This window comes from Streptomyces bobili, assembly GCF_002154575.1.
In the GTDB taxonomy this organism is placed as follows: Bacteria; Actinomycetota; Actinomycetes; order Streptomycetales; family Streptomycetaceae; genus Streptomyces; species Streptomyces bobili.
In genome coordinates this window covers 26,604-47,502 of the sequence record NZ_MUBA01000001.1, presented here as the reverse complement: position 1 = coordinate 47,502, position 20,899 = coordinate 26,604, and the positions used below count along the sequence as shown (strand labels likewise).

Below are 20,899 nucleotides of genomic sequence, written 5' to 3'. Positions count from 1 at the left end.
TCGTGCCGCCCTCGGCACGGCTCAGATGTAGTTGAGCGCGGCCGCGCCGCCCACTCCTCCGAGCAGCATGAACACCGGCATCAGCACCTTCAGCTCGACCCAGCTGCCGGCCCTGAACCGCATCGCCTTCGGCGGACCGATCGGGTACCAGCGCTTGCGCCCGATCGGAATGGGCCACAGGACCGGGCAGCCCGAGACGGTCAGCGCGTCCCCGATGTCGTGGACCAGGGCGCCCAGCACGATCGGCAGCCCGAGCCACAGGTACTCCTGGCCCGGGTCCGTGAAAAGCCAGTCCGCCCCGTTGCCCGGCTGGTCCAGGACCCCGGCGAGGATCCACGCGCTCGCCGCCGCCAGCAGCCACACCAGCACATCGCTGCTGGAACCACGGGTCGCCCGCCACAGCAGGCCCTCGATGGCCAGGACCATGTGGACGAAGAGGAGTCCCAGCACCGCCCAGCGGCCACCGGTGATCGCCAGCGCCGAGGCGCCCGCGCCGATCATCACCGCCCACAGCCAGGTGTGCGTCAGAGTGCGGTGCCCGCCGGAGCGGCGCGGGTCGCCCTGCTTCCGCGTGCCCTTGTAGACGGCGTAGGAGAGCTTGTCCACGATCTCGCACAGCCAGCGCGAGACGGGCCCGAAGGCGCGGGAGATCGTCGCGGCCTTGTGGTCGAGGTCCGGGGCCAGAGCCGCTCCGGCGCAGATCAGCGCACCGGCGAGCAGTACCGGCCATGGCATCGTGTGGCCCGCCGCGGCTGCGGCGGCGCCGACGCCGAGCCAGGCGGCCGCGCCCGACAGTGAGTGTGCTGGTCCCATCATGGCCGTTGCCCGCCCCATTCCTCGTGTGCCGCTGTCCAGTTGACCGGGTGCGATGACGCTCCGTCGGCGACACAGCGTAGCTGCCATGATCTTCGGTCCCGCATCCGATTCCCCCCTCGGGCAGCGGGGCAGGCAAGATGGGGGCGTGACCCTCATCGATCAGTTGCCGCCGACCGCAGATCCCGACGCCCTCTACGAAGCTTTCGAGTCCTGGGCCCAGGAGCGCGGTCTCACGCTCTACTCCCACCAGGAGGAGGCGCTGATCGAGGCTGTCTCCGGGGCGAACGTGATCGTGTCGACGCCGACCGGCTCCGGCAAGAGCATGATCGCGGCAGGTGCGCACTTCGCGGCTCTCGCCCGCGACGAGGTCACCTTCTACACCGCTCCGATCAAGGCGCTGGTGTCGGAGAAGTTCTTCGAACTGTGCAAGATCTTCGGTACCGAGAACGTCGGCATGCTCACCGGTGACGCGTCCGTCAACTCCGACGCCCCGATCATCTGCTGCACCGCCGAGGTGCTCGCCTCGATCGCGTTGCGCGACGGCAAGCACGCGGATGTCGGCCAGGTCGTCATGGACGAGTTCCACTTCTACGCGGAGGGTGACCGCGGCTGGGCCTGGCAGATCCCCATTCTGGAACTGCCCCAGGCGCAGTTCATCCTCATGTCGGCCACGCTCGGCGACGTGTCCTTCTTCGAGAAGGATCTCGCCCGGCGCACCGGTCGGCCCACCTCGGTGGTCCGCTCGGCGACCCGGCCCGTGCCGCTGTCCTACGAGTACCGCTTCACACCGCTCACCGAGACCCTCACCGAGCTGCTGGAGACCAGGCAGGCTCCCGTCTACATCGTGCACTTCACGCAGGCGCAGGCGGTGGAGCGGGCGCAGGCGCTGATGAGCATCAACATGTGTTCGCGCGAGGAGAAGGAGCGGATCGCCGAGCTGATCGGCAACTTCCGTTTCACCACCAAGTTCGGCCAGAACCTCTCGCGTTACGTGCGGCACGGCATCGGCGTGCACCACGCCGGCATGCTCCCCAAGTACCGGCGCCTGGTGGAGAAGCTCGCCCAGGCCGGTCTGCTCAAGGTGATCTGCGGGACGGACACGCTCGGCGTCGGCGTCAACGTGCCGATCCGGACCGTGCTGTTCACGGCGCTGACGAAGTACGACGGCACCCGTGTGCGCACCCTGCGAGCCCGTGAGTTCCACCAGATCGCCGGCCGGGCCGGCCGGGCCGGATTCGACACGGCGGGCTTGGTGGTCGCACAGGCGCCGGAACACGTCGTCGAGAACGAGAAGGCGCTCGCCAAGGCGGGCGACGACCCCAAGAAGCGTCGCAAGGTGGTCCGCAAGAAGGCGCCCGAGGGCTTCGTCGGCTGGACCGAGAACACCTTCGACAAGCTCATCGACTCCGAGCCGGAGCCGCTGATGTCCCGCTTCCGGGTCACGCACACCATGCTGCTGTCCGTGATCGCCCGTCCCGGTAACGCCTTCGAGGCGATGCGGCACCTGCTCGAGGACAACCACGAACCGCGCAAGCAGCAGTTGCGGCACATTCGCCGCGCGATCGCGATCTACCGTTCGCTGCTGGACGGCGGGATCGTGGAGAAGCTCGACGAGCCGGACGCCACGGGCCGCATCGTCCGCCTCACGGTGGACCTTCAGCAGGACTTCGCGCTGAACCAGCCGCTGTCCACCTTCGCACTGGCCGCGTTCGAGCTGCTCGACCCGGAGTCGCCGTCGTACGCGCTCGACATGGTCTCCGTCGTGGAATCCACCCTGGACGACCCGCGGCAGATCCTCGCGGCCCAGCAGAACAAAGCGCGCGGCGAGGCGGTCGCGTTGATGAAGGCGGACGGGGTCGAGTACGAGGAACGCATGGAGCGCCTCCAGGACGTCACGTACCCGAAGCCGCTGGAGGAGCTGCTCTTCCACGCGTACGACGTGTACCGCAAGAGCCACCCGTGGGTCGGTGACCATCCGCTGTCGCCGAAGTCGGTGATCCGGGACATGTACGAGCGGGCGATGACGTTCACCGAGCAGGTGTCGCACTACGAGCTGGCCCGCACCGAGGGCATCGTGCTGCGCTACCTGGCGAGCGCCTACAAGGCCCTCGACCACACGGTCCCGGACGACCTGAAGTCGGAGGACCTCCAGGACCTGATCGAGTGGCTGGGCGAGATGGTGCGCCAGGTCGACTCCAGTCTGCTGGACGAGTGGGAGCAGCTGGCCAACCCGGCGGAGATGACCGCCGAGGAGGCGCAGGAGAAGGCCGACGAGGTCAAGCCGGTCACCGCCAACGCGCGTGCGTTCCGCGTCCTCGTCCGCAACGCGATGTTCCGCCGCGTCGAACTCGCCGCTCTCGATCACGTCGAGGAGCTGGGCGAGCTGGACGGCGAGTCCGGCTGGGACGCGGACGCGTGGGGCGAGGCGATGGACAAGTACTGGGACGAGTACGACGACCTCGGCACCGGACCGGACGCGCGCGGTCCCAAGCTGCTCGTCATCAAGGAGGAGCCGGAGCACGGACTGTGGCGCGTCCGTCAGATCTTCGACGACCCGAACGACGATCACGACTGGGGCATCAGCGCGGAGGTCGACCTGGCGGCGTCGGACGCCGAGGGTCGCGCGGTGGTCCGGGTCACCGAGGTCGGCCAGCTGTGAGCGCCGTACGAGGCGGACGAGGTACAGGAGAAGCACACACATGACGAATCCCGCCGAGAGGCTCGTCGACCTGCTGGACCTTGAGCAGATCGAGGTCAACATCTTTCGGGGCCGCAGCCCGCAGGAGTCCCTGCAGCGGGTCTTCGGCGGACAGGTGGCCGGCCAGGCGCTGGTGGCAGCCGGCCGGACGACCGAGGGCGACCGGCCCGTGCACTCGCTGCACGCGTACTTCCTGCGGCCGGGCCGGCCCGGCGTGCCGATCGTGTACCAGGTCGAACGGGTGCGGGACGGACGGTCGTTCACGACCCGTCGGGTCACCGCCGTGCAGCAGGGGCGCACGATCTTCAATCTCACCGCCTCCTTTCACAAGCCTGAGGAAGGTCCTTTCGAGCATCAGCTGCCGCCGGCCCGCGAGGTCCCGGATCCGGAGTCCCTGCCGACGGTCACCGAGGAGGTGCGGGCCCATCTGGGCGCGCTGCCCGAAGGGCTGGAGCGGATGGCGCGTCGGCAGCCCTTCGACATCCGGTACGCGGACCGGCTGCGCTGGAGCCCTGAGGAGGTCAAGGACGCCGAGCCGCGCAGTGCGGTCTGGATGCGCGCCGTCGGGCCGCTGGGAGACGACCCGCTGGTGCACACGTGCGCGCTGACGTACGCCAGCGACATGACCCTCCTGGACGCGGTCCGTCTCCCGGTCGAGCCCCTGTGGGGGCCGCGGAACTTCGACATGGCGTCCCTGGACCACGCCATGTGGTTCCATCGGCCGTTCCGCGCGGACGAGTGGTTCCTCTACGACCAGGAGTCGCCCATCGCGACCGGTGGCCGCGGTCTCGCCCGCGGCCGGATCTACGACCTTGACGGGCGACTGCTGGTTTCCGTCGTCCAGGAAGGGCTGTTCCGGAAGCTGTAGGGCCTGGGAGTCGGGCCCGGCGCCTCAGACGCTTCTGCCGCGCAGCCAGCCCAGGAGTCCCCTCCTGGGCCGCCGGGTGCTCGCCGGCCGCTGGGTACTCGCGGGCTGCTCCGGTTCCGCGACCGGCCGGGGCGGGGCCTGCTTCACGGTGGGGCGTGGTGCCGGCTGGTGGGCGCGGGCCTCCTGAAGGGCGTGCGTCAGGTCGGAGCGCAGCCAGGCGATCTCGTCGGGGTCGTCCGCCGTCGTGATCCGCTCGACCAGATGCGCGGCGGGTGAGCCCGGGGCCCCGTGCGCCGGGGGTGCAGGCCGGAAGCGGTTCAAGTGGGAGCGTTCGTAGGGGTCCCTGGCGATCTCGGCGACCCGGACCGGGTCCAGGAGCGCGGCCAGGGCTCCCGCCCGCTGCCAGGGCCCTTCGGCCTGCCGCAGCAGGAATCCGAGGTGGCGCCCGCGCCAGTTCCGGGGCCGCAGATCCACACCCGCGGCCAGTTGGTCCCGCATTCCCTCGGGCGTGCGCCCCGTCAGCAGGGTCACATTGTCCTTGTCGGCGGCGAACTGCCGTAGTTCGTCGGCGAGATACAGCCAAACGACGGCCCGGTACCGGTTCAGATAGAAGCTCACCGGTACCACGAGGCCCAGCTTCGCCAGGCGGGTGAACCGGCTCGGGGGGACCTGCATGACGGCCGCGCCCTCGGTGGTGCCGACGGCACGGACGCTCTTGGTCAGGGTGTCGGGAAAGCCTGGCTCCGCACGCAGGCGTTCGATCTCGGTGCGGGCCACCCGTCGTCCTCCGCCCCCCTCGTCGGGCACGGTCCTGATCCGTCCGAGGTTCACGGCGAGGTCGAACTGGCTGCGCTTGAGGCTCAGTTCCCGTGCCGCGCGGCTGTAGGCGCAGGACTGGGCGTGCGGTGGTGCGACGGTGGTGCGTGCCATGACAGGTCTCCCCCGTGGAGTGCTGTGCCTCCCGCGATGTTCGCGGTGGCCTCGGGAAAAACGGTAGCCCGATTCGCGAATCTCGTGGTGAGCCTGTGGATAACTCCACGGGAGAGAACGAACTCGCAGGTCAGAGATCTGTGAACCGGTCGCCCTCGGGTCGGCGGGCGTCCACGGTGAGGTGCTCTCCGACGCGGTTGACGAGCAGGGCCATCTCGTAGGCGATCTGTCCCATGTCGGCCTCGGCCGCGCTGAGCACGCAGAGACAGCTGCCGGTGCCGGCCGCGGTGACGAACAGCACCGCGTCGTCGAACTCGACCATCGTCTGGCGCACCTGGCCGGCACCGAAGTGGCGGCCTGATCCCTTGGCGAGGCTGTGCAGTCCGGACGAGACGGCGGCGAGGTGCTCGGCGTCCTCCCGGCGTAATCCCGTGCTCGCGCCCGCCACCAGCCCGTCGTTGGACAGGACCAGCGCGTGGTGCACCTGTTCGACGCGCTCGGTCAGGTCGTCCAGCAGCCACCCCAGGCTCTGCTTCTGTGCCATGATCCGTCTCCCCGTGACGTTTCCCCGTTTGGTGGCCCCGCCTGGCCGACGGGTCCGTCCGCAAGCCTTCCCCACCACCGGCCGCCGGGCAAGGAGGATGAGGGCATGGCACAGAAGATGACCGATGAGGAATGGCGGGCGTTCGTCTCGCAGGGCACCCGCACCGGAAAACTGTCGACGGTGCGAGCTGACGGAAGTCCGCATGTGGCACCCATCTGGTTCCTGCTCGACGGGGACGACGTGGTGTTCAACACGGGTAAGGAGACGGTGAAGGGGCGCAACCTGGCGCGGGACGGCCGGGTCGCCCTGTGTGTGGACGACGACCGGCCGCCCTTCGACTTCGTGGTGCTCCAGGGGCACGCCCGGATCTCCGAGGATCTCGACGAGATGCGGGTCTGGGCGACCCGGATCGCGGCGCGCTACATGGGCGAGGAGCGCGCCGAGGCGTTCGGCGCCCGCAACGCCGTCCCGGGGGAGCTGCTGGTCCGCGTCGGGATCGAGAAGGTACTCGCGCAGAGGGCCGTGGCGGACTGAGGAAGAGGGCGGCGTCCCTCAACTCACCGAGTCGAGCAGCCGGGCGGTGTGCATCCGCCCGGCGTACTCGACGAGCCGGATCAGCACCTCCTTCCCCGAGTCGCGATTGCGGGCGTCGCACAGGACGACGGGCGTTCCCTTGTCCAGATCCAGGGCGCGCAGAACCTCCGGGGCGCCGTAGGAGCGGGCGCCGGTGAAGCAGTTGACGGCCACCACGAAGGGGATGTGACGGTGCTCGAAGTAGTCGACCGCGGGGAAGCAGTCCTCCAGGCGCCGAGTGTCGGCGAGCACCACGGCACCCAGTGCTCCCTGTGACAGTTCGTCCCACAGGAACCAGAAGCGGTCCTGGCCCGGCGTGCCGAAAAGGTAGAGGGAGAGGCCGGAGCGGATGGTGATCCGGCCGAAGTCCATGGCGACGGTCGTCGTCACCTTCTGGTCGACGCCGTCGGTGTCGTCCACCAGCTGTCCGACCTCGCTGAGGAGTTCCTCGGTGCGCAGCGGTTTGATCTCGCTGACCGCTCCCACGAGGGTGGTCTTGCCCACGCCGAACCCGCCGGCGACCAGTATCTTCAACGCCAGCGGGGTGTTGTCGCCACCCGCGGTGTCGGAGTGCTCGGAGACCATGGATCACTTCTCTCGGGAGTGCCGGCAACGGTCGACATCGGTACGGGGTTCGGGCGCTGCGGCGGGTCCGCCGTGCGCGGCTTCGGTGTGGGGTGCGAAGGCAGCATCATGACAAGGCGGGCCGGTTTCCGGTGGGTTCGACCGCTGTCCGCCCGATGTGACCGCCTAGGATCGGTTCGCTGTCCGAAAACGTGCGCGATTCGGTCCGGTGCGGTCCGTACGCTTCCGGGTCGGTCCGTACGTCCATCTACAGCGCCCTCAGTCCCTCGATGACCTCGCGCAGGATCCGCTCGTCGGGCAGTTGTGCGGGCGGGACCGGACGGCTGACGGTGACGCAACCGAGTTCCAGCAGATCACCGAGGAGCACGCGGATCACGCCCACCGGCAGGTCCGAGCCCGCCGCGAGTTCCGCGACGGACTGGGTCTCCGTGCGGCACAGGTCGACGAGGGTGCGGTGTTCCGGCCCGAGTCCCGTGCCGTCGGCATCGGGCGCGGCGGGATCCAGGGTGACCAGGGCGATCAGGTCGAAGCGCACCCCGGTGGGTCCGGGCTTCGTGCGTCCGCCCGTCATGGCGTAGGGGCGAACCAGGGGCCCGGCCTCGTTGTCGTACCACTGGCTGCCCTGTTCGTGTGGGGCGCCGGTCGTGATGTTCTCGTTCATCTGCGCGGGTCACCTCTCGCCTCATCCGGCGGTGGGCGGTCGCGCGGAGACGCGCGGTGGCGTGTAAAGGTGCTCTCCGACCCTCTTGACCAGCCGCGCCATCTCGTAGCCCACCAGGCCGATGTCGGCGGTCACGGCGGTGAGGACGGCGAGGCAGGAGCCGTCGCCGGCGGCGGCTACGAAGAGGAAGCCGTCGTCCATCTCCACCATGGTCTGGCGTACGCCGCCGGCCCCGAAGTGCCGTCCGGCGCCTTTGGCCAGGCTGTGGAAGCCCGAGGCGACAGCGGCGAGGTGTTCGGCGTCCTCACGGCTGAGCCCGGTGGACGCGCCGACGGCAAGGCCGTCGTTGGACAGCACCACGGCGTGCCGTACCTCGCTCACGCGCATCACCAAGTCGTCCAGCAGCCAGTCGAGTTCACCGGACCGCTGGGCCGACCTCATACTCGGGTCCTGGATCATGCGGGGTCTCCTTCACTGCTGTGACGGCCCGGTGCGGCACCGCGGCCGGGTTGCCTGCCGCCGCCTCGCGTCCAGCCGTCGCGGTAGGCGGCCATGCGGTCCCGTACGAGTTCGGGCGTGTGCCGGTCGTCGTTCCGTGGGCCTGGGGTCCGGGCCGGTTCCTCGGTGGCCGACCGGCGCAGCTGGGGGGCGAGGCTGGCCTGCCGGACCCGGCGCGGAAGATCGTCAGCTCCGTCCGATCCGTCCGACGCATCCGGCCCGTCCGGTATGTCGGGCCCACCTGGCCTGCCCGACCGATCCGGTCCGGGAGAGTCGTCCGGTGTGCGGTGCAGGCGCAAGGCGGTGACTCCGGGGGGAGGCGTGTCGGCGGCCACCGGTTCCACGTCGCCTCGCAGGGGGGAGACCAGCGCCGGCCGCTGGACGGTCGTGGGAACGGCCTCCTGCGGGCGGTCGGCGGCGTACACGCGCGCGTACTCGCGTTCCGGAGGCTGCTTCAGTGACCGCTCCACCTCGTGGGCGGAACGTTCCGGCGTGCCGTTGTGCAGCAGGGCTGTGGGCAGCAGGACGACCGCGGTGGTGCCGCCGTAGGGCGAGGTGCGCAGGTGCACCTTGACGTCATGGCGCGCCGCGAGTCTGCTGACGACGAACAGGCCGAGCCGGTCGCTGTCGAACAGGTCGAGTGCCTCGGACTGCTCGATGCGCCGGTTGGCCTCGGCCAGGGTCTCCTTGCCCATGCCCAGGCCGCGGTCCTCGACCTCGACTGCGTAGCCGTTGCCGACGGGTTCGCCGGTGACGCGCACGCGCGTGTGCGGCGGCGAGAACTGCGCGGCGTTCTCGACGAGCTCGGCGAGCAGATGGGTGAGGTCGGCGACGGCGGTGCCCTTGACGGCGGTCTCCGGGAGCTGTCGTACCTCCACGCGCGCGTAGTCCTCGACCTCGGAGACGGCGGCGCGCACCACGTTGGTCAGCGAGACCGGCATGCGCCAGGCCCGTCCGGGAGCGGCTCCGGAGAGGATGATCAGGCTCTCGGCGTGGCGCCGCATGCGGGTGGTGAGGTGGTCGAGCCGGAAGAGGTCGCTCAGCTCGTTCGGGTCGTCGGAGCGGCGCTCCATGCTGTCGAGGAGGCTGAGCTGGCGGTGGACGAGGACCTGGCTGCGGCGGGCGAGATTGACGAAGACCCCGGAGATGCCGCTGGCGAGTTCGGCGCGTTCCACCGCGGCCCGTAGCGCGGCGCGGTGGACGGTGCCCAGTGCCTCGGCGACCTGGCCGGTCTCGTCCTCCGCACGCGGTCCGGACGGGGCCTCGGCCCGGACGTCGATCTCCTCCCCGGCCCGCAGTCTCCGCATGGCCTCGGGGAGTTTGCGCCGGGCGATCTCCAGGGCGACATTGCGCAGACTGACGAGTTCGACGACGAGGCCGCGGCCGATGCGCACGGAGATGACGAGCGAGGCAGCGACGGCGGCAAGCCCGAACAGGACCGCGGCGCCGGCCGGGGTGAGCAGGCCGCGGGTGAACGGGTCGGCGCGCTCGGCGACATCGCGCGCGGCGTCCGCCTCGATGGTCCGCATCCCGTCCCGCACGCGCGCGTGGGCCTTGCCCCACGTCGCCTCCGGTGCGGCGGCGACTGCCTTGGTGCCCGGCCCGTCGTCCAGCACCTTGTCCTCGATGGAGCCCACGGCGGCGTAGGCACTGCCCGCGGCCAGGCTCTGCCAGGCGGTGTGTTCGGGTCCACGGAGGTCCACCGTGGCCGTCTCGATGAGGGAGCGGCGCGTTCCGACGGCGCCGGCGAACAGCCGCATGCGTTCGTCGTCGAGGCGGCCTGCCAGACGGGCACTGCCCAGTACGGCGTCCTCCTGGGCGAGGGCCTCACCCGCGCGGGAGAACTCGACCAGCACGCGCGCGTCGGAGCCGAGTTCGGCGTCCTGGATGCCGGAGAGGGCCCCACCGACGGAGAAGGCGGCCGCGATGGTGCGGGTGTACCGCCCGTACGTCTGATCCCAGCCCGCGCTGCCGTCGAGCACCGCGGTCCGCAGCGGGCGCAGTTGCTCGGCCCCGTCGACGAAGGCCTCGATCCGCTGGGCGACTCCCGCGGGCAGGTCCTGACCGTCGGCCACGGTGCCTTCGTCGCCGAGCCGGAGTTCGGCCACCGCGCGGTCGGTCGCTTCGCCGAGCTTCCTGAGGTCGCCTCCCTGCCCGGCGGCGGGGTCGGTGGCGTGGCGGACGGCGGCCGCCCGTTCGGTCTGCAACGCGGCCACGGCGGCGGCGACGGGGGTGCGGACCTGGGCGTCCACCCGCTGCAACTGGCGCAGTCGGGAGATGTCCTGGGCCGTGGTGACCGTGGCGTAGGCCCACAGCGCCAGCAGGGAGACGACCGGCACCATCAGCAGACAGACGATTTTGGCGCGGACGGTGCGCGGCCGGATCCGCCAGTGTCCCGCGCGCGAGGGTGCCGCGTCCGTCGGTGTGGCCATCTGTTCGTCCGGCCCCTCGTCCGCGGGTGGTCCGGCGTGGGCGCGACGCCCACGCGCGGGGGTCGGCGTCTCGGCGCCGTCCCTGGGGGTCCTACGGGGTTTACGCATGGCCTCCTCGCTCGTCAGTGGTTCACAGGACGTGTCTCCGGTCCCGTCATGCGGTCCGGGCCTGCTGGCGGCCGGCGGCGGCGCTGTCCGCCTGCTGGGCGGAGGCGGACGCCTCGCGTTCCCCCGTGGTGGGCGACAGCGCGACGAAGGCCGAGGTCAGGAAGAGGTAGGACCCGAGACCGACGGCGAGGGGGAAGATGAACTGCATCGCCGTGGCCCCGGGCAGCGACTCGCCCGAGGGCGTGACCTCGACATGTACCGCGAACATTCCGGTGTAGTGCATGCTGCTCACCGCCGCGCCCATCACGAGGGAGGCAAGAGTGACCGCGACCGGTGACTTGATGTTGAGCGCCGCCCAGAGTGCCGCGGTCGCCGCGACGACGGCGATGGCGACGGAGAGCCCGACGCGCATCGGGTCGTAGCTGACGTCACCGTGCAGTCGCACCGCGGCCATGCCGAGGTAGTGCATGCTCGCCACACCGAGCCCGGTGGTGAGCCCGCCGATGAGCAACGCGCGCGTGCGGTCCCGGCCGTAGCCGACGGCGAACACGCCGGCGCAGACGACGACCATGGCGACCAGGAGGCTGAGGACGGTCAGCGGAACGTCGTAGCGGATGTCGGTCCCGCTGACGCCGAAGCCGAGCATGGCCACGAAGTGCATGGTCCAGATGCCGGTGCCGATCGCCGAGGCCGCCGTGACGAGCCAGTTGCGGCGCGAGCGCCCGGTCGCGCCCAGCGCGCGGACGGTGCAGCGCAGCCCGAGGGCGGCGCCGATGCAGGCCATCGCGTACGACAGCACGGGTGTCAGCCAGCCGAAGGTGGCGTGGTCCAGGTGTCCCATGGGTCCGGGACGCTAGCCGGGGCACGGGAGCACAAAGGGGGCGCATTTCGAAAGCTGCCGCAATATGACGCAGTAATGCATCGGAGCGATCGCCTCACGCTCGAACATGTGCGCCGGGGAGTCCTCCGTGTCGGTGAGGGATCATGCGGAACATGAGCGACGACCACACACACGTCCAGGAGTTCTTCACCCCGCGCGCGGCGCACTGGGACAGCAGATTCCCCGACGACGCGCCCGCCTACGCGGCGGCGGTGGCCGCACTCGGCCTGCGCGCGGGCGACCGGGTGCTCGACGCGGGCTGCGGCACCGGCCGGGCCCTGGCCCCGCTGCGCGACGCCGTGGGCGCCTCTGGCGTGGTCCTCGGGGCCGATCTGACCCCGGCGATGCTGGAGGCCGCCGTCCGGGCCGGGCGCGACCGTGACGGGCGGCTGCTGCTCGCCGACGCCACCGCGCTCCCCCTGTGCTCCGGATCGCTCGACGCCGTGTTCGCCGCCGGGCTCGTCGCCCATCTGCCCGACCCCGCGCGGGACCTGCGGGAACTGGCGCGGGTGGTGCGCCCCGGCGGCGTGCTGGCGCTGTTCCATCCGATCGGCAGGGCAGCCCTCGCGGCGCGCCAGGGCCGGACCATCACCCCCGGCGACCTGCGCGCCGAACCGAACCTGCGGCCGCTGCTGGCGGCTTCGGGGTGGCGCATGACGTCGTACGTCGACGAGGACGCCCGGTTCCTCGCACTGGCCGTGCGCGATAGCTGAGGTTCACGCGTCTGCGGCGACAGCCTGTGCGAAGGCGTCGGGGTTGTCGAACATGACGTTGTGACCGGCGGCCGGCACCGTCAGGATCCGCACGCCCGCCGCTTCGAGGGCTTCGGCTCCGTCGAGCGGGCCGCTCAACTCGCCTTGCAGGTAGACACGCTCGATCGTGTCGAGCCCGGCGAGGATCTCGCGCATGACAGGCTCGGATCCGCGGCGCAGTCCGACGGCGCTGCGATGCAGGCCGCGAGGGTCGGCCAGCCGCATGGTCGCCGCCCACAGGGGTCCGACGTTCTCCAGCACGCGCGCGTGCCCGCCGTCGACGAACTCCTCCTCCGTCCAGGAGGCGATGCCACTGCTGCCCGCCGTCGAGGGCGGGAAGGCGTCGAGGTTGGCCTCCGTGACGACCAGCCGTGCGACCAGGTCGGGCCGCCGATGGGCCAGGACGATGGCCACGGAACCGCCCATGCTGTGAGCGACCAGCTCCGCGCCGGTGACACCCGCCGCGTCCAACGCCGCGGCGACCGCGTCGGCGTGCTCCTCGAGCGTGTAACCGAAGTCCTGTGGCCGGTCACTGATGCCGTGTCCCGGAAGATCCACGAACAGGCTGCGCCGGCCGACGAGTTCGGGGCGCGCCGCCACATGCGCGTGATAGACGGCCGAAGCGGCTCCCAGCCCGTGCACGTACACGCGCGCGGGTTCCTCCCCCGGCGCCTCCGTCCAGCGGATCCTGCTCCCGCCCTGACCGAACTCGGCCTGCTGCATCGCTGCCTCCTCGGGGCACCACGGTCTGCTCGAACACACCCGACAATACATCGGAACCGATGTATCGAGTCAGCGAGGTACAACGTGATGGGCGCACTCTCCCCCAGATGTACCGCGCTGATACGGCAGAATGCGGGCATGCTGGAGCTCGCCATCCTCGGTTTTCTGTACGACACCCCGCTGCACGGCTACGAGCTGCGCAAGCGCATCTCGGCGCTCACCGGTCATGTGCGGCCCGTGGCGGAGAGCACTCTGTATCCGGCGATCAAGCGCCTGGAGAAAGCGGGACTCCTGGTGCGGGCCACCGAGCCGGGTGCCGTGGCCGCCCCACGGCACGTCCTGAGCCTCACCGACGAGGGACGGATCGAGCTGCGCCGGCGGCTCACCGAGCCCGACGAGCGGGACATCACCGACGAGAACCGCTGGTTCACGGTCCTCGCCTTCCTCCGGCACCTCGACGACGCCCCCGCACAGGCAGCCGTACTGCGCCGCCGCCTGGCCTTCCTGGAGGAGCCCGCGAGCTTCTTCTACGACGGTGACCGGGCGCTGCGCGCCGAGGAGCTGGACGACCCGTTCCGGCGTGGCGTGCTGACCATCGCGCGGGCGACGTCGAGGGCCGAACTCAGGTGGCTGCGCGCCACGCTGGAGTCACTGGACGGCTGATCCGTCGCCGTGCCGTACGGGGCAGCCGCGCAGCCCGGACACCGGCCGGGTGCCCAACTCGTCGAGGCGGTAGCCCTCCGGGTAGCTCTTGATCTCCCAGTTCTGGCGCGCGTAGTGCGGTGCGCGGCGCGGAGGGAGCAGCCGGACCGCACGTCCACGCGCGCGTACCGCCCGGCGGACCAGCGCGCGCGTGGCGGGTGCCGGCGGGGTGTACCGGAAGGCGCGCAGAAGGGGTTCGTCGAGCAGGGCGAGGGTTGCGGTGCGCAGTACGGGGGCCAGCGGCCTCGGGTACCAGGAGGCCATGAGGTCGAGGGTGGCGTCCGAGACGGCCCGCGCTCCTTCGTCCCAGCCGAAGTGGGCCTCTTCGTAGGCGTCGAGGCAGGCCTCGAACTCCTCGTACGACGAGGGGATGTCCTTGATGCCCATGCGGTGGCCGAGCGTGCGGTAGTGGACGGTGGAAGCGACGATCTCGTGGCGTGAGAGCCTGCGCCATCCGTAGGCGTCGATCCAGCGTTTGGGCATCACGACGAAGGTGCAGAGCACGTAGCGCATGTCGTCGTCGCTGATGTCGTAGCTGCCGTGCATGCGATTGATGCGGCGGACGGCCGTTCGGCCCTCGTCACTGTCGAAGCCGTGCTCGACGACGGCGTCGAGGAGCAGCGAGGTGTCGTCGTAGCGCTTCTGGGCGCGGTCGGTGAGTTCGGCCGTGCGGGCGAGCAGTGCGCCGATACTCGGCACCGCGTAGGTGCGGTAGAGGGCGAGTTCGAGAGCTCGTGTGAAGTCCCACGGGAACTCGTACGCGACGGTCAGCCGGTAGATCTCGGAGGCCTGCGCCACGGGATCCATGCGCCGGATCCGTCCGAGCCGCTCAAAGCGCTTCACCGCGCTGTCCCCCTTCTGCTGCCGGAGCTCCAACTCTACGTTGAGCGACAGAAGATGAACGCCGGGTCGGCACAACGCCCGGCCGGTTCATCCACGCAGAGGGAAGGCGGTCGGCGATGTTCGACTCGGTCCGCGGGATCTGGGGACGCTTTCTGGACGCCGCGCGCGGACGGCCGCGTGCGGACGGGGAGGAGCGGTCCACGGGTGCTCCGCGGAAGTCCGGTGGCAAGCGTGCGCACAACCTGTTCGAGGCGGCGGCCGCGTACGTCTCGGCGTGCGCGGAGGATGACCAGGAAGGGATCGAGGAGGCGGCGGGCTGGGTGTCCCCCGAGGCACTGTCGTTCGGGGTCAACGAACTGGCGTGCCGGGCGGTGATCGCCCTCGCGCGCGAGCGCGACGAGTCGCCGCGTACGGTGGCGCGTGCTCTGCTGGGGCTGCCGTCGGCGTGACAGTGTCGGCGGCCAGGGGGTGATTCGCCCCCGTCCGGTGGGAAAACTGCAGCTCCGGGCGTGTCGGGGAGTCGTGACAAGCTGCTTCTCACCGCACTAGGGTGCGCGCCGATGGACGAACCGATGGGGAGGCTGGGATGGCCGGGACGGAAGAGGACGCCGTCGCCGCCGCGGACGATGCGCTCTATGTGCTCACGGCGGTATTGCTGACGCCGGCGAAGTTCCCGAGTGTGCTGGGCGACGACTACCCGGAGGCCTGTGCCGCGCTCGGCCTCGCGCCGCTCGCCGACGGCTACGGCCTGGTGCTGGGCCAGGACGGCGAGGGCGCTCGGTGGACGGTGGCCATCGACGACGTGTCGCTGGTGGCCGTCGCCATCGCGTCATGGGACTGCGGCATGGAGTACGACCTGTCGCCCGACGAGCGGACGGTGGTCGCCGCTCTGCCCGGCTGGCCGCTGGCCGTCGCCGTCGCGGCGCCGGGCGTACCCGCGCCGCACGATCCCGACCCGGAGGCGGCGGGCGGCCCTGCCCTGCGCCCGCCGGACACCACCAGCTGGGGCCCCGCCCAGCGCCGGCTGGGAGCCGACGAGATCGCGCTCCAGTGGGCCCTGTGGCGTGAGCAGATCGACGACGCGGAGTTCGCACCCGCGGGCGCCGGGTCGGAGGCGGCCGGGACGACCGAGGTGGACGAGAGCGCGGAGGACGGCGAGAAGGACAGCTCCCCGGCTGGGCGTGGCGGCGTCCGGCGTGTTCTCGCGGAGGTCCGTGCCTATGTGGAGACGCCGCCTCCGCTCGGGCGCGTGCGCTCGTCGTTCGCGCCGGGTGACGCGCGCACCCTGCGCGCGGACGGCCCCGGCTGGTCGTTGGTGGCCCGGACCGACGACATCGCCTTCGTCCTGCTCGACGACGAACCCGGCGAGGTCCTGCCCGTCGGTCGGGGACCCGAGCTGCCCGGCCTGCTCGAGGCGCTCGACAAGATGGCCGTACGGCCGAGCTGAGCCGGACGGTGGCACGCCCGGCGGCGGGGGGCCGCGGCGCGGCCCCCCGCGCCTCAGCGACCGAGCTCCTTGCGTGTGACACGGCGCAGTCTGCGCCGCTGCGACGGATCCAACATCAGGTACGCCGCCGCCGGAACTCCCACCACGATCAGCAGGGCCGCCCACCAGGGCAGCCAGATCAGCAGCAGGAGCCCAACGGCCACTCCTCCCGCCGCGATCTTCGCGTTCTTGGACATGTGCGTCGCCTCCTCCGCGGCCACTGCCGCTCCCTGGTCTGAAAACGGCTCTGCGCGGCGCGCGGTTCCAGCATCACCCCTGAGACGCCCCTGACGTACACCCCTGAGGTGTCCCTGAGAGGGCTTCAACCGCGTATTTCCTGGAGCACTTCCGGAAAGAGTGCGCGTTCGGCGGAAACATGCTGTATCCTCGGCGGCCGACACCGTTGGTAGTCAAACTTGAGGAGTACGCATCTCCGTGCAGTGGGTTTCCGCGGAAACACCGTCCGAGATCGTGGAACTGGCTCGTTGCCCTGCCGTGTTCGTGCCCGGGGTCCCCGCGCGCACGGGCCGCGTCGCCTTCTGGCGTCCCGACGGGGCCACAGCACCCGTGCCTGCGTCGGGGTCCGGCTCGGTGGAGGACCTGTCCGTCGTCCGGCCCACCAGCGCGGGCGTGGAACTCGTCCGCGTGTCCGCCGTACTCCTGCCGGTGCACGAGGCCCTGGACGTCCTCACGCGCGCGCATGCCGTCCCCGACGCACACCGCGCGGCCTCGTTCTGGGCTGCGGCGGCGCTGGCCGCCCTGGAGTTCACCGCGCGTGGACTGCTGCTGCCGGGCCTCTCTCCGGACGATCACGACGCCTGGCGTGTGGGCCCCTTGGGGCCCGACGACGTCGAGGGGATCCGCAGGCTGGCCGCCGCAATGCCTCCCGAGGCGCACGCCGTGCCCCTGACCGGTGCCCCGCCCCTGCGACTTCCCGATCAGGAGCGCCTGCTGCGGGCTTTCCTGGACGCGGTCGCCGACACCCTCCCCCGCTCCCCCGCGGCTCCGCTGGTGACGGGCGGTCCGGCCTATGCGGCATCACAGCCGCTGCACGTGCCGCAACTGCGGTCCTGGGCCGCCGATGTGGCTGCCGGCCACGACGCGGGAGTGCGTGTCTCGCTGCGGATCGAGGTCTCGGGCCTCTCCCCCGCGGCCCCCGAAGCGGTGGCGGCCTTCCGCGCCGTGCCCCAGGTGCACAGCGTGAGCGATCCCTCGCTCGTCGCGGACGCCGCCGAGATCTGGCAAAACGCCGGCGCCGGCCACCAGGCCCTCGGCCCACGCGCGCGGATGGACGCCCTCCTCGCCCTGCGCCGCGCCGCCCGCGCGTGGCCGGCGCTCACGCCCCTGCTGTCGGCGGCCGTCCCGGACGCCGTCGATCTGCTCGACGAGGAGGTCGCCGACCTCCTGGGCGAGGGCTCGCGGGCGCTCGCCGCGGCGGGCGTACAGGTGCACTGGCCCCGGGAGCTGGCCCGCACGCTCACCGCCCGCGCGGTGGTGGGCCCACCGGACGACGTCCCCGGACCGGACAGGTCCGGCTCGGACGCGCCGTCGTTCCTGTCCGCGGACGCGCTGCTCAGCTTCAGCTGGTCGTTCGCGCTCGGCGGCCAGAGCCTCACGCGCGAGGAACTGGACCGCCTCGCGGAGGCGAACCGGCCGCTGGTCCGGCTGCGCGACCAGTGGGTGCTGATCGACCCCCGGGAGTTGCGACGCGCGCGGGACCGGCAGGACCGCAAGGTGTCACCGATCGACGCACTGGGTGCGGCTCTGACGGGCTCCACGGAGGTCGACGGCCGTCGGGTCGAGGTCCAGCCCACCGGATGGCTGGCGGCCCTGCGGGAGCGGCTGACGCGCCCGGACGACCAGGAGCCGGTGGCGCAGCCCGCCGCACTCGATGCGACGCTGCGCGACTATCAGCGACGCGGCCTCGGCTGGCTGGCCAGGAACACGTCCCTCGGGCTCGGCTGCTGCCTGGCCGACGACATGGGGCTCGGCAAGACCATCACGCTCATCGCCCTCCATCTGCACCGCCGGACGGACCCTTCCGCCGCCGGGCCGACCCTGGTGGTCTGCCCGACCTCCCTGATGGGCAACTGGCAACGGGAGATCGAGAGATTCGCCCCCGGCACACCGGTACGCCGCTTCCACGGGCCCCGGCGCGATCTGGCGGACCTGGCCGACGCGGAGTTCGTCCTCACCACGTACGGAACGCTGCGCCTGGACGCGGGCCGGCTCGGCGAGGTGCCCTGGGGCCTGGTGGTCGCCGACGAGGCGCAGCATGTGAAGAACCCTTACTCGGAGACCGCGCGGGCGTTGCGCAGCATCGGGGCACGCGCGCGCGTGGCGCTCACGGGCACGCCGGTCGAGAACAACCTGTCGGAGCTGTGGGCGATCCTTGACTGGACGACCCCCGGACTGCTGGGTCGGCTCGGCACATTCCGCACGCGGTACGCCCGAGCCGTGGAGGCGGGCGGTGACCCGGCCGCGGCGGAGCGGCTCGCCCGGCTCGTCAGCCCGTTCCTGCTGCGCCGCCGCAAGTCGGACCCGGGCATCGCGCCCGAGCTGCCGCCCAAGACCGAGACCGATCGCCCGGTGTTCCTCACCAAGGAGCAGACGGGTCTGTACGAGGCCGTGGTGCGGGAGACGCTCACGGCGATCGCCGAGGCCGACGACATGGCACGGCGTGGGCTGGTCGTGAAACTCCTGACCGGCCTCAAACAGATCTGCAACCACCCGGCGCAATACCTCAAGGAGGACAGGCCGAGGACCGCCGGACGCTCCGGAAAGCTGGAACTGCTGGACGAACTGCTCGACACGATCCTCGCCGAGGGGGCAGGCGTCCTGGTGTTCACGCAGTACGTCGGCATGGCGCGGGTCCTCGAACGTCACCTGGCCGCGCGGGGCGTACCGACCCAGTTCCTGCACGGTGGCACGCCCGTCGCCGCGCGCGAGGCGATGGTGGCGCGCTTCCAGGACGGCGAGGTCCCCGTGTTCCTGCTGTCGCTCAAGGCGGCCGGTACCGGGCTCAACCTCACGCGTGCGGAGCACGTGGTGCACTACGACCGCTGGTGGAACCCGGCCGTCGAGGCGCAGGCCACCGACCGCGCCTACCGCATCGGGCAGACCCGGCCGGTGCAGGTGCACCGGTTGATCGCGGAGGGCACGATCGAGGACCGCATCGCCGACATGCTCCGCCGCAAACAGCGTCTCGCCGACGCCGTGCTCGGCTCCGGCGAGGCGGGGTTCACGGAGCTGTCGGACGCCGAACTGGCCGAGCTGGTGGAACTGCGAGGGGGCACACGATGAACGCGTACGACAGCGAGCGGGAACGTACTTTCGAGGCACTGCCCCCCGCACACGGCAGGGGGTTCGCCCAGTCCTGGTGGGGCCGGGCGTGGCTGGCGGCCCTGGAGGGCGGGGCGCTGGACGGAGAGCAGGTGCGGACGGGCCGCAGGCTCGCGCGCGCGGGAGCGGTGGGCGCGGTGTCGGTGCGGCCCGGACGGATCACGGCTGTCGTCCAGGACCGTGACGGCACGGGGTACAGGGCCGACGTGCTGCTCGACGTCCTGACGGACGCCCAATGGGACCGGTTCCTGGACCTGACCGTGGAACGGGCCGGACATGTCGCCGCGTTGCTCGACCGTGAGATGCCGCCGCATCTGGTCGAGGACGTGGAGACCGCGGGCATCGAGCTGCTGCCGGGGCTGGGCGACCTGGAGGCGGAGTGCGGCTGCGACGCCTGGGACCACTGTGGTCATACGGCGGCCCTGTGCTACCAGGTGGCACGGTTGCTCGACCAGGACCCGTTCGTCCTGCTGCTCCTGCGCGGACGCGCCGAACAGGCCCTCCTCGCCGATCTCCAGGCCCGCAGCACAGCGGTGCCGACGGAGCCCGAACCCGCGCCGCAGGAGGGTGTGGATGCGGTGGAGGCGTATCTCGCGGGGCATGTCCTGCCTGCGCTGCCCGCCGTGCCGGAACTGCCCGAACAGCCCGGTGTTCCGCCCGCGTTGGACACCGAGGCTCCGCCTCCCGGCGACGTCGAACCGGCAGCCTTGGAAGCACTGGCCGCCCGAACGGCGGCGCAGGCCCACGCCCTGCTCGCGGAGGCGGTGCGCGGCGGGGCGGAACGGCGGCGTCCGGCGTGGGCTCTGACGGTCGGTGAGGATGCGGCGCGGCTGGCAGCGGGCCTTGCCGGAGACGGAGAAGGAGACACCGACTCGACGCGGTCCGTGCTGGACCGGCTGGCCGCCGGTACGGGGCGCAGCCGGGAGCAACTGGCGCTGGCCGTCCGGGCCTGGCGTACCGGGGGCGTGGCCGCCCTGGCGGTGCTCGAGGAGGAGTGGGCCGTCGAAGGCGAGGCACTCGCACGCGCGCGTGCCGCCCTGGACACGGCCTGGGAGGAGGACGAGCGGCCGGTGCTGCGGGTGCGGGGCAACCGGTGGACCGTTGCCGGGCCGGCCGGCCAGCTACGCCTCGGGCGGGACGGCCGCTGGTGGCCGTACCGCAAAGAGCGCGGGCGCTGGGTGCCGGCCGGGGACGCGGCCCAGGATCCGGCGACCGCCCTGGCCGCCGTGGGATCCGAGGAGGCGGTGGAACCGGAGGGAGCGGAGGAAGCGCTTTCCTGAAGGGGGAACCGCTCCGGTGAAGGCGCGCGGACCGGTCCGACGGTAGGCCGACGCCACGCGTTCACCGGGGCGTCGCACGGCGTTCGGCGGGTGAATCGACCCCATCGAGACGAAGGTGACGTACGTGCGCCTGCCGAAGGGCCTCTGACACCCGGCCGATGAGCCATGCCGTGCGGGA

20 protein-coding genes are annotated in these 20,899 nt (G+C 71.5%); 9 read left to right on the top strand and 11 right to left on the bottom strand.

What is annotated here, in order from left to right; all coding sequences use genetic code 11:
- Positions 1-21: 21 nt before the first annotated feature.
- Positions 22-816: a metal-dependent hydrolase gene (locus BZL64_RS00190; RefSeq protein ID WP_086764442.1), complete on the bottom strand. Its 795-nt coding sequence runs from the start codon at positions 814-816 to the stop codon at positions 22-24.
- A 145-nt stretch (positions 817-961) separates the two neighbouring features.
- Here BZL64_RS00190 and BZL64_RS00185 point away from each other — a divergent pair, with 145 nt between their 5' ends.
- On the top strand, positions 962-3,475 hold the full coding sequence (locus tag BZL64_RS00185; protein ID WP_086764438.1) for a DEAD/DEAH box helicase: 2,514 nt from the start codon (positions 962-964) through the stop codon (positions 3,473-3,475).
- Between the two features lie 40 nt (positions 3,476-3,515).
- Entirely contained in the window at positions 3,516-4,382 is an 867-nt protein-coding gene (locus BZL64_RS00180) for an acyl-CoA thioesterase (protein WP_086764432.1), read from the top strand.
- A gap of 24 nt (positions 4,383-4,406) precedes the next feature.
- Here BZL64_RS00180 and BZL64_RS00175 read toward each other — a convergent pair whose 3' ends face one another.
- Together BZL64_RS00175 and BZL64_RS00170 are read right to left on the bottom strand one after the other, a co-directional pair.
- Positions 4,407-5,312, bottom strand: coding sequence for a DUF6397 family protein (locus BZL64_RS00175; RefSeq protein ID WP_086764429.1), 906 nt, complete (start codon positions 5,310-5,312; stop codon positions 4,407-4,409).
- A 130-nt stretch (positions 5,313-5,442) separates the two neighbouring features.
- Positions 5,443-5,856, bottom strand: coding sequence for a roadblock/LC7 domain-containing protein (locus tag BZL64_RS00170; protein ID WP_086764424.1), 414 nt, complete (start codon positions 5,854-5,856; stop codon positions 5,443-5,445).
- A 105-nt stretch (positions 5,857-5,961) separates the two neighbouring features.
- On the opposite strand from BZL64_RS00170, the gene BZL64_RS00165 reads away from it, so the two are divergent.
- Complete coding sequence (locus tag BZL64_RS00165; protein WP_086764419.1) at positions 5,962-6,390, top strand: PPOX class F420-dependent oxidoreductase; 429 nt, start codon at positions 5,962-5,964, stop codon at positions 6,388-6,390.
- Positions 6,391-6,408: 18 nt separating this feature from the next.
- Here the strand turns inward: BZL64_RS00165 and BZL64_RS00160 are convergent, their stop codons facing one another.
- From BZL64_RS00160 to BZL64_RS00140, 5 genes are all read right to left on the bottom strand, one after another.
- Positions 6,409-7,014 (bottom strand): GTP-binding protein, encoded by a 606-nt coding sequence (locus BZL64_RS00160; RefSeq protein ID WP_086764416.1) that lies wholly within the window; start codon positions 7,012-7,014, stop codon positions 6,409-6,411.
- A gap of 247 nt (positions 7,015-7,261) precedes the next feature.
- A complete protein-coding gene (locus BZL64_RS00155; protein WP_086764412.1) occupies positions 7,262-7,675 on the bottom strand; it encodes a DUF742 domain-containing protein in 414 nt (137 codons plus the stop codon).
- Between the two features lie 21 nt (positions 7,676-7,696).
- Entirely contained in the window at positions 7,697-8,134 is a 438-nt protein-coding gene (locus tag BZL64_RS00150; protein WP_086764408.1) for a roadblock/LC7 domain-containing protein, read from the bottom strand.
- A complete protein-coding gene (locus tag BZL64_RS00145) occupies positions 8,131-10,713 on the bottom strand; it encodes a sensor histidine kinase (protein ID WP_086764405.1) in 2,583 nt (860 codons plus the stop codon). Before BZL64_RS00145 ends, BZL64_RS00150 begins: the two co-directional genes overlap by 4 nt.
- Before the next feature lie 46 nt (positions 10,714-10,759).
- Positions 10,760-11,554, bottom strand: a complete 795-nt coding sequence (locus BZL64_RS00140; RefSeq protein ID WP_086764401.1) for an MHYT domain-containing protein — start codon at positions 11,552-11,554, stop codon at positions 10,760-10,762.
- 152 nt (positions 11,555-11,706) lie between these two features.
- Between BZL64_RS00140 and BZL64_RS00135 the strand changes: the two genes are divergently transcribed.
- On the top strand, positions 11,707-12,306 hold the full coding sequence (locus BZL64_RS00135) for a class I SAM-dependent methyltransferase (RefSeq protein ID WP_086764514.1): 600 nt from the start codon (positions 11,707-11,709) through the stop codon (positions 12,304-12,306).
- Between the two features lie 3 nt (positions 12,307-12,309).
- Here the strand turns inward: BZL64_RS00135 and BZL64_RS00130 are convergent, their stop codons facing one another.
- Positions 12,310-13,068 carry an alpha/beta fold hydrolase gene (locus tag BZL64_RS00130; protein ID WP_086764397.1) on the bottom strand — a complete coding sequence of 253 codons (759 nt, stop codon included), beginning with the start codon at positions 13,066-13,068 and terminating at the stop codon, positions 12,310-12,312.
- A gap of 138 nt (positions 13,069-13,206) precedes the next feature.
- On the opposite strand from BZL64_RS00130, the gene BZL64_RS00125 reads away from it, so the two are divergent.
- Entirely contained in the window at positions 13,207-13,731 is a 525-nt protein-coding gene (locus BZL64_RS00125; RefSeq protein ID WP_086764394.1) for a PadR family transcriptional regulator, read from the top strand.
- On the opposite strand, the gene BZL64_RS00120 is transcribed toward BZL64_RS00125, so the two are convergent.
- The gene (locus tag BZL64_RS00120) at positions 13,717-14,613 is read right to left on the bottom strand and encodes an oxygenase MpaB family protein (RefSeq protein WP_167396064.1); all 897 of its coding nucleotides are present in this window, start codon (positions 14,611-14,613) and stop codon (positions 13,717-13,719) included. The two genes, BZL64_RS00125 and BZL64_RS00120, sit on opposite strands and share 15 nt — an antisense overlap.
- A gap of 116 nt (positions 14,614-14,729) precedes the next feature.
- Here BZL64_RS00120 and BZL64_RS00115 point away from each other — a divergent pair, with 116 nt between their 5' ends.
- Entirely contained in the window at positions 14,730-15,062 is a 333-nt protein-coding gene (locus BZL64_RS00115; protein WP_086764386.1) for a hypothetical protein, read from the top strand.
- Between the two features lie 137 nt (positions 15,063-15,199).
- Entirely contained in the window at positions 15,200-16,060 is an 861-nt protein-coding gene (locus tag BZL64_RS00110) for a hypothetical protein (RefSeq protein ID WP_086764379.1), read from the top strand.
- 53 nt (positions 16,061-16,113) lie between these two features.
- Here the strand turns inward: BZL64_RS00110 and BZL64_RS00105 are convergent, their stop codons facing one another.
- Entirely contained in the window at positions 16,114-16,296 is a 183-nt protein-coding gene (locus BZL64_RS00105; RefSeq protein ID WP_086764510.1) for a hypothetical protein, read from the bottom strand.
- Positions 16,297-16,534: 238 nt separating this feature from the next.
- Between BZL64_RS00105 and BZL64_RS00100 the strand changes: the two genes are divergently transcribed.
- Together BZL64_RS00100 and BZL64_RS00095 are read left to right on the top strand one after the other, a co-directional pair.
- Positions 16,535-19,402 carry a DEAD/DEAH box helicase gene (locus BZL64_RS00100; RefSeq protein ID WP_086764374.1) on the top strand — a complete coding sequence of 956 codons (2,868 nt, stop codon included), beginning with the start codon at positions 16,535-16,537 and terminating at the stop codon, positions 19,400-19,402.
- Entirely contained in the window at positions 19,399-20,721 is a 1,323-nt protein-coding gene (locus BZL64_RS00095; RefSeq protein WP_086764371.1) for an SWIM zinc finger family protein, read from the top strand. Before BZL64_RS00100 ends, BZL64_RS00095 begins: the two co-directional genes overlap by 4 nt.
- Positions 20,722-20,899: the final 178 nt, after the last annotated feature.

Excerpts from the sequence above, each read along its gene's own strand:
- BZL64_RS00190 (WP_086764442.1), bottom strand. The coding sequence starts at position 816 with ATGATGGGACCAGCACACTCACTGTCGGGCGCGGCCGCCTGGCTCGGC.
- BZL64_RS00180 (WP_086764432.1), top strand. The coding sequence starts at position 3,516 with ATGACGAATCCCGCCGAGAGGCTCGTCGACCTGCTGGACCTTGAGCAG.
- BZL64_RS00175 (WP_086764429.1), bottom strand. The coding sequence starts at position 5,312 with ATGGCACGCACCACCGTCGCACCACCGCACGCCCAGTCCTGCGCCTAC.
- BZL64_RS00170 (WP_086764424.1), bottom strand. The coding sequence starts at position 5,856 with ATGGCACAGAAGCAGAGCCTGGGGTGGCTGCTGGACGACCTGACCGAG.
- BZL64_RS00165 (WP_086764419.1), top strand. The coding sequence starts at position 5,962 with ATGGCACAGAAGATGACCGATGAGGAATGGCGGGCGTTCGTCTCGCAG.
- BZL64_RS00160 (WP_086764416.1), bottom strand. The coding sequence starts at position 7,014 with ATGGTCTCCGAGCACTCCGACACCGCGGGTGGCGACAACACCCCGCTG.
- BZL64_RS00155 (WP_086764412.1), bottom strand. The coding sequence starts at position 7,675 with ATGAACGAGAACATCACGACCGGCGCCCCACACGAACAGGGCAGCCAG.
- BZL64_RS00150 (WP_086764408.1), bottom strand. The coding sequence starts at position 8,134 with ATGATCCAGGACCCGAGTATGAGGTCGGCCCAGCGGTCCGGTGAACTC.
- BZL64_RS00145 (WP_086764405.1), bottom strand. The coding sequence starts at position 10,713 with ATGCGTAAACCCCGTAGGACCCCCAGGGACGGCGCCGAGACGCCGACC.
- BZL64_RS00140 (WP_086764401.1), bottom strand. The coding sequence starts at position 11,554 with ATGGGACACCTGGACCACGCCACCTTCGGCTGGCTGACACCCGTGCTG.
- BZL64_RS00135 (WP_086764514.1), top strand. The coding sequence starts at position 11,707 with ATGAGCGACGACCACACACACGTCCAGGAGTTCTTCACCCCGCGCGCG.
- BZL64_RS00130 (WP_086764397.1), bottom strand. The coding sequence starts at position 13,068 with ATGCAGCAGGCCGAGTTCGGTCAGGGCGGGAGCAGGATCCGCTGGACG.
- BZL64_RS00125 (WP_086764394.1), top strand. The coding sequence starts at position 13,207 with ATGCTGGAGCTCGCCATCCTCGGTTTTCTGTACGACACCCCGCTGCAC.
- BZL64_RS00115 (WP_086764386.1), top strand. The coding sequence starts at position 14,730 with ATGTTCGACTCGGTCCGCGGGATCTGGGGACGCTTTCTGGACGCCGCG.
- BZL64_RS00110 (WP_086764379.1), top strand. The coding sequence starts at position 15,200 with ATGGCCGGGACGGAAGAGGACGCCGTCGCCGCCGCGGACGATGCGCTC.
- BZL64_RS00105 (WP_086764510.1), bottom strand. The coding sequence starts at position 16,296 with ATGTCCAAGAACGCGAAGATCGCGGCGGGAGGAGTGGCCGTTGGGCTC.
- BZL64_RS00095 (WP_086764371.1), top strand. The coding sequence starts at position 19,399 with ATGAACGCGTACGACAGCGAGCGGGAACGTACTTTCGAGGCACTGCCC.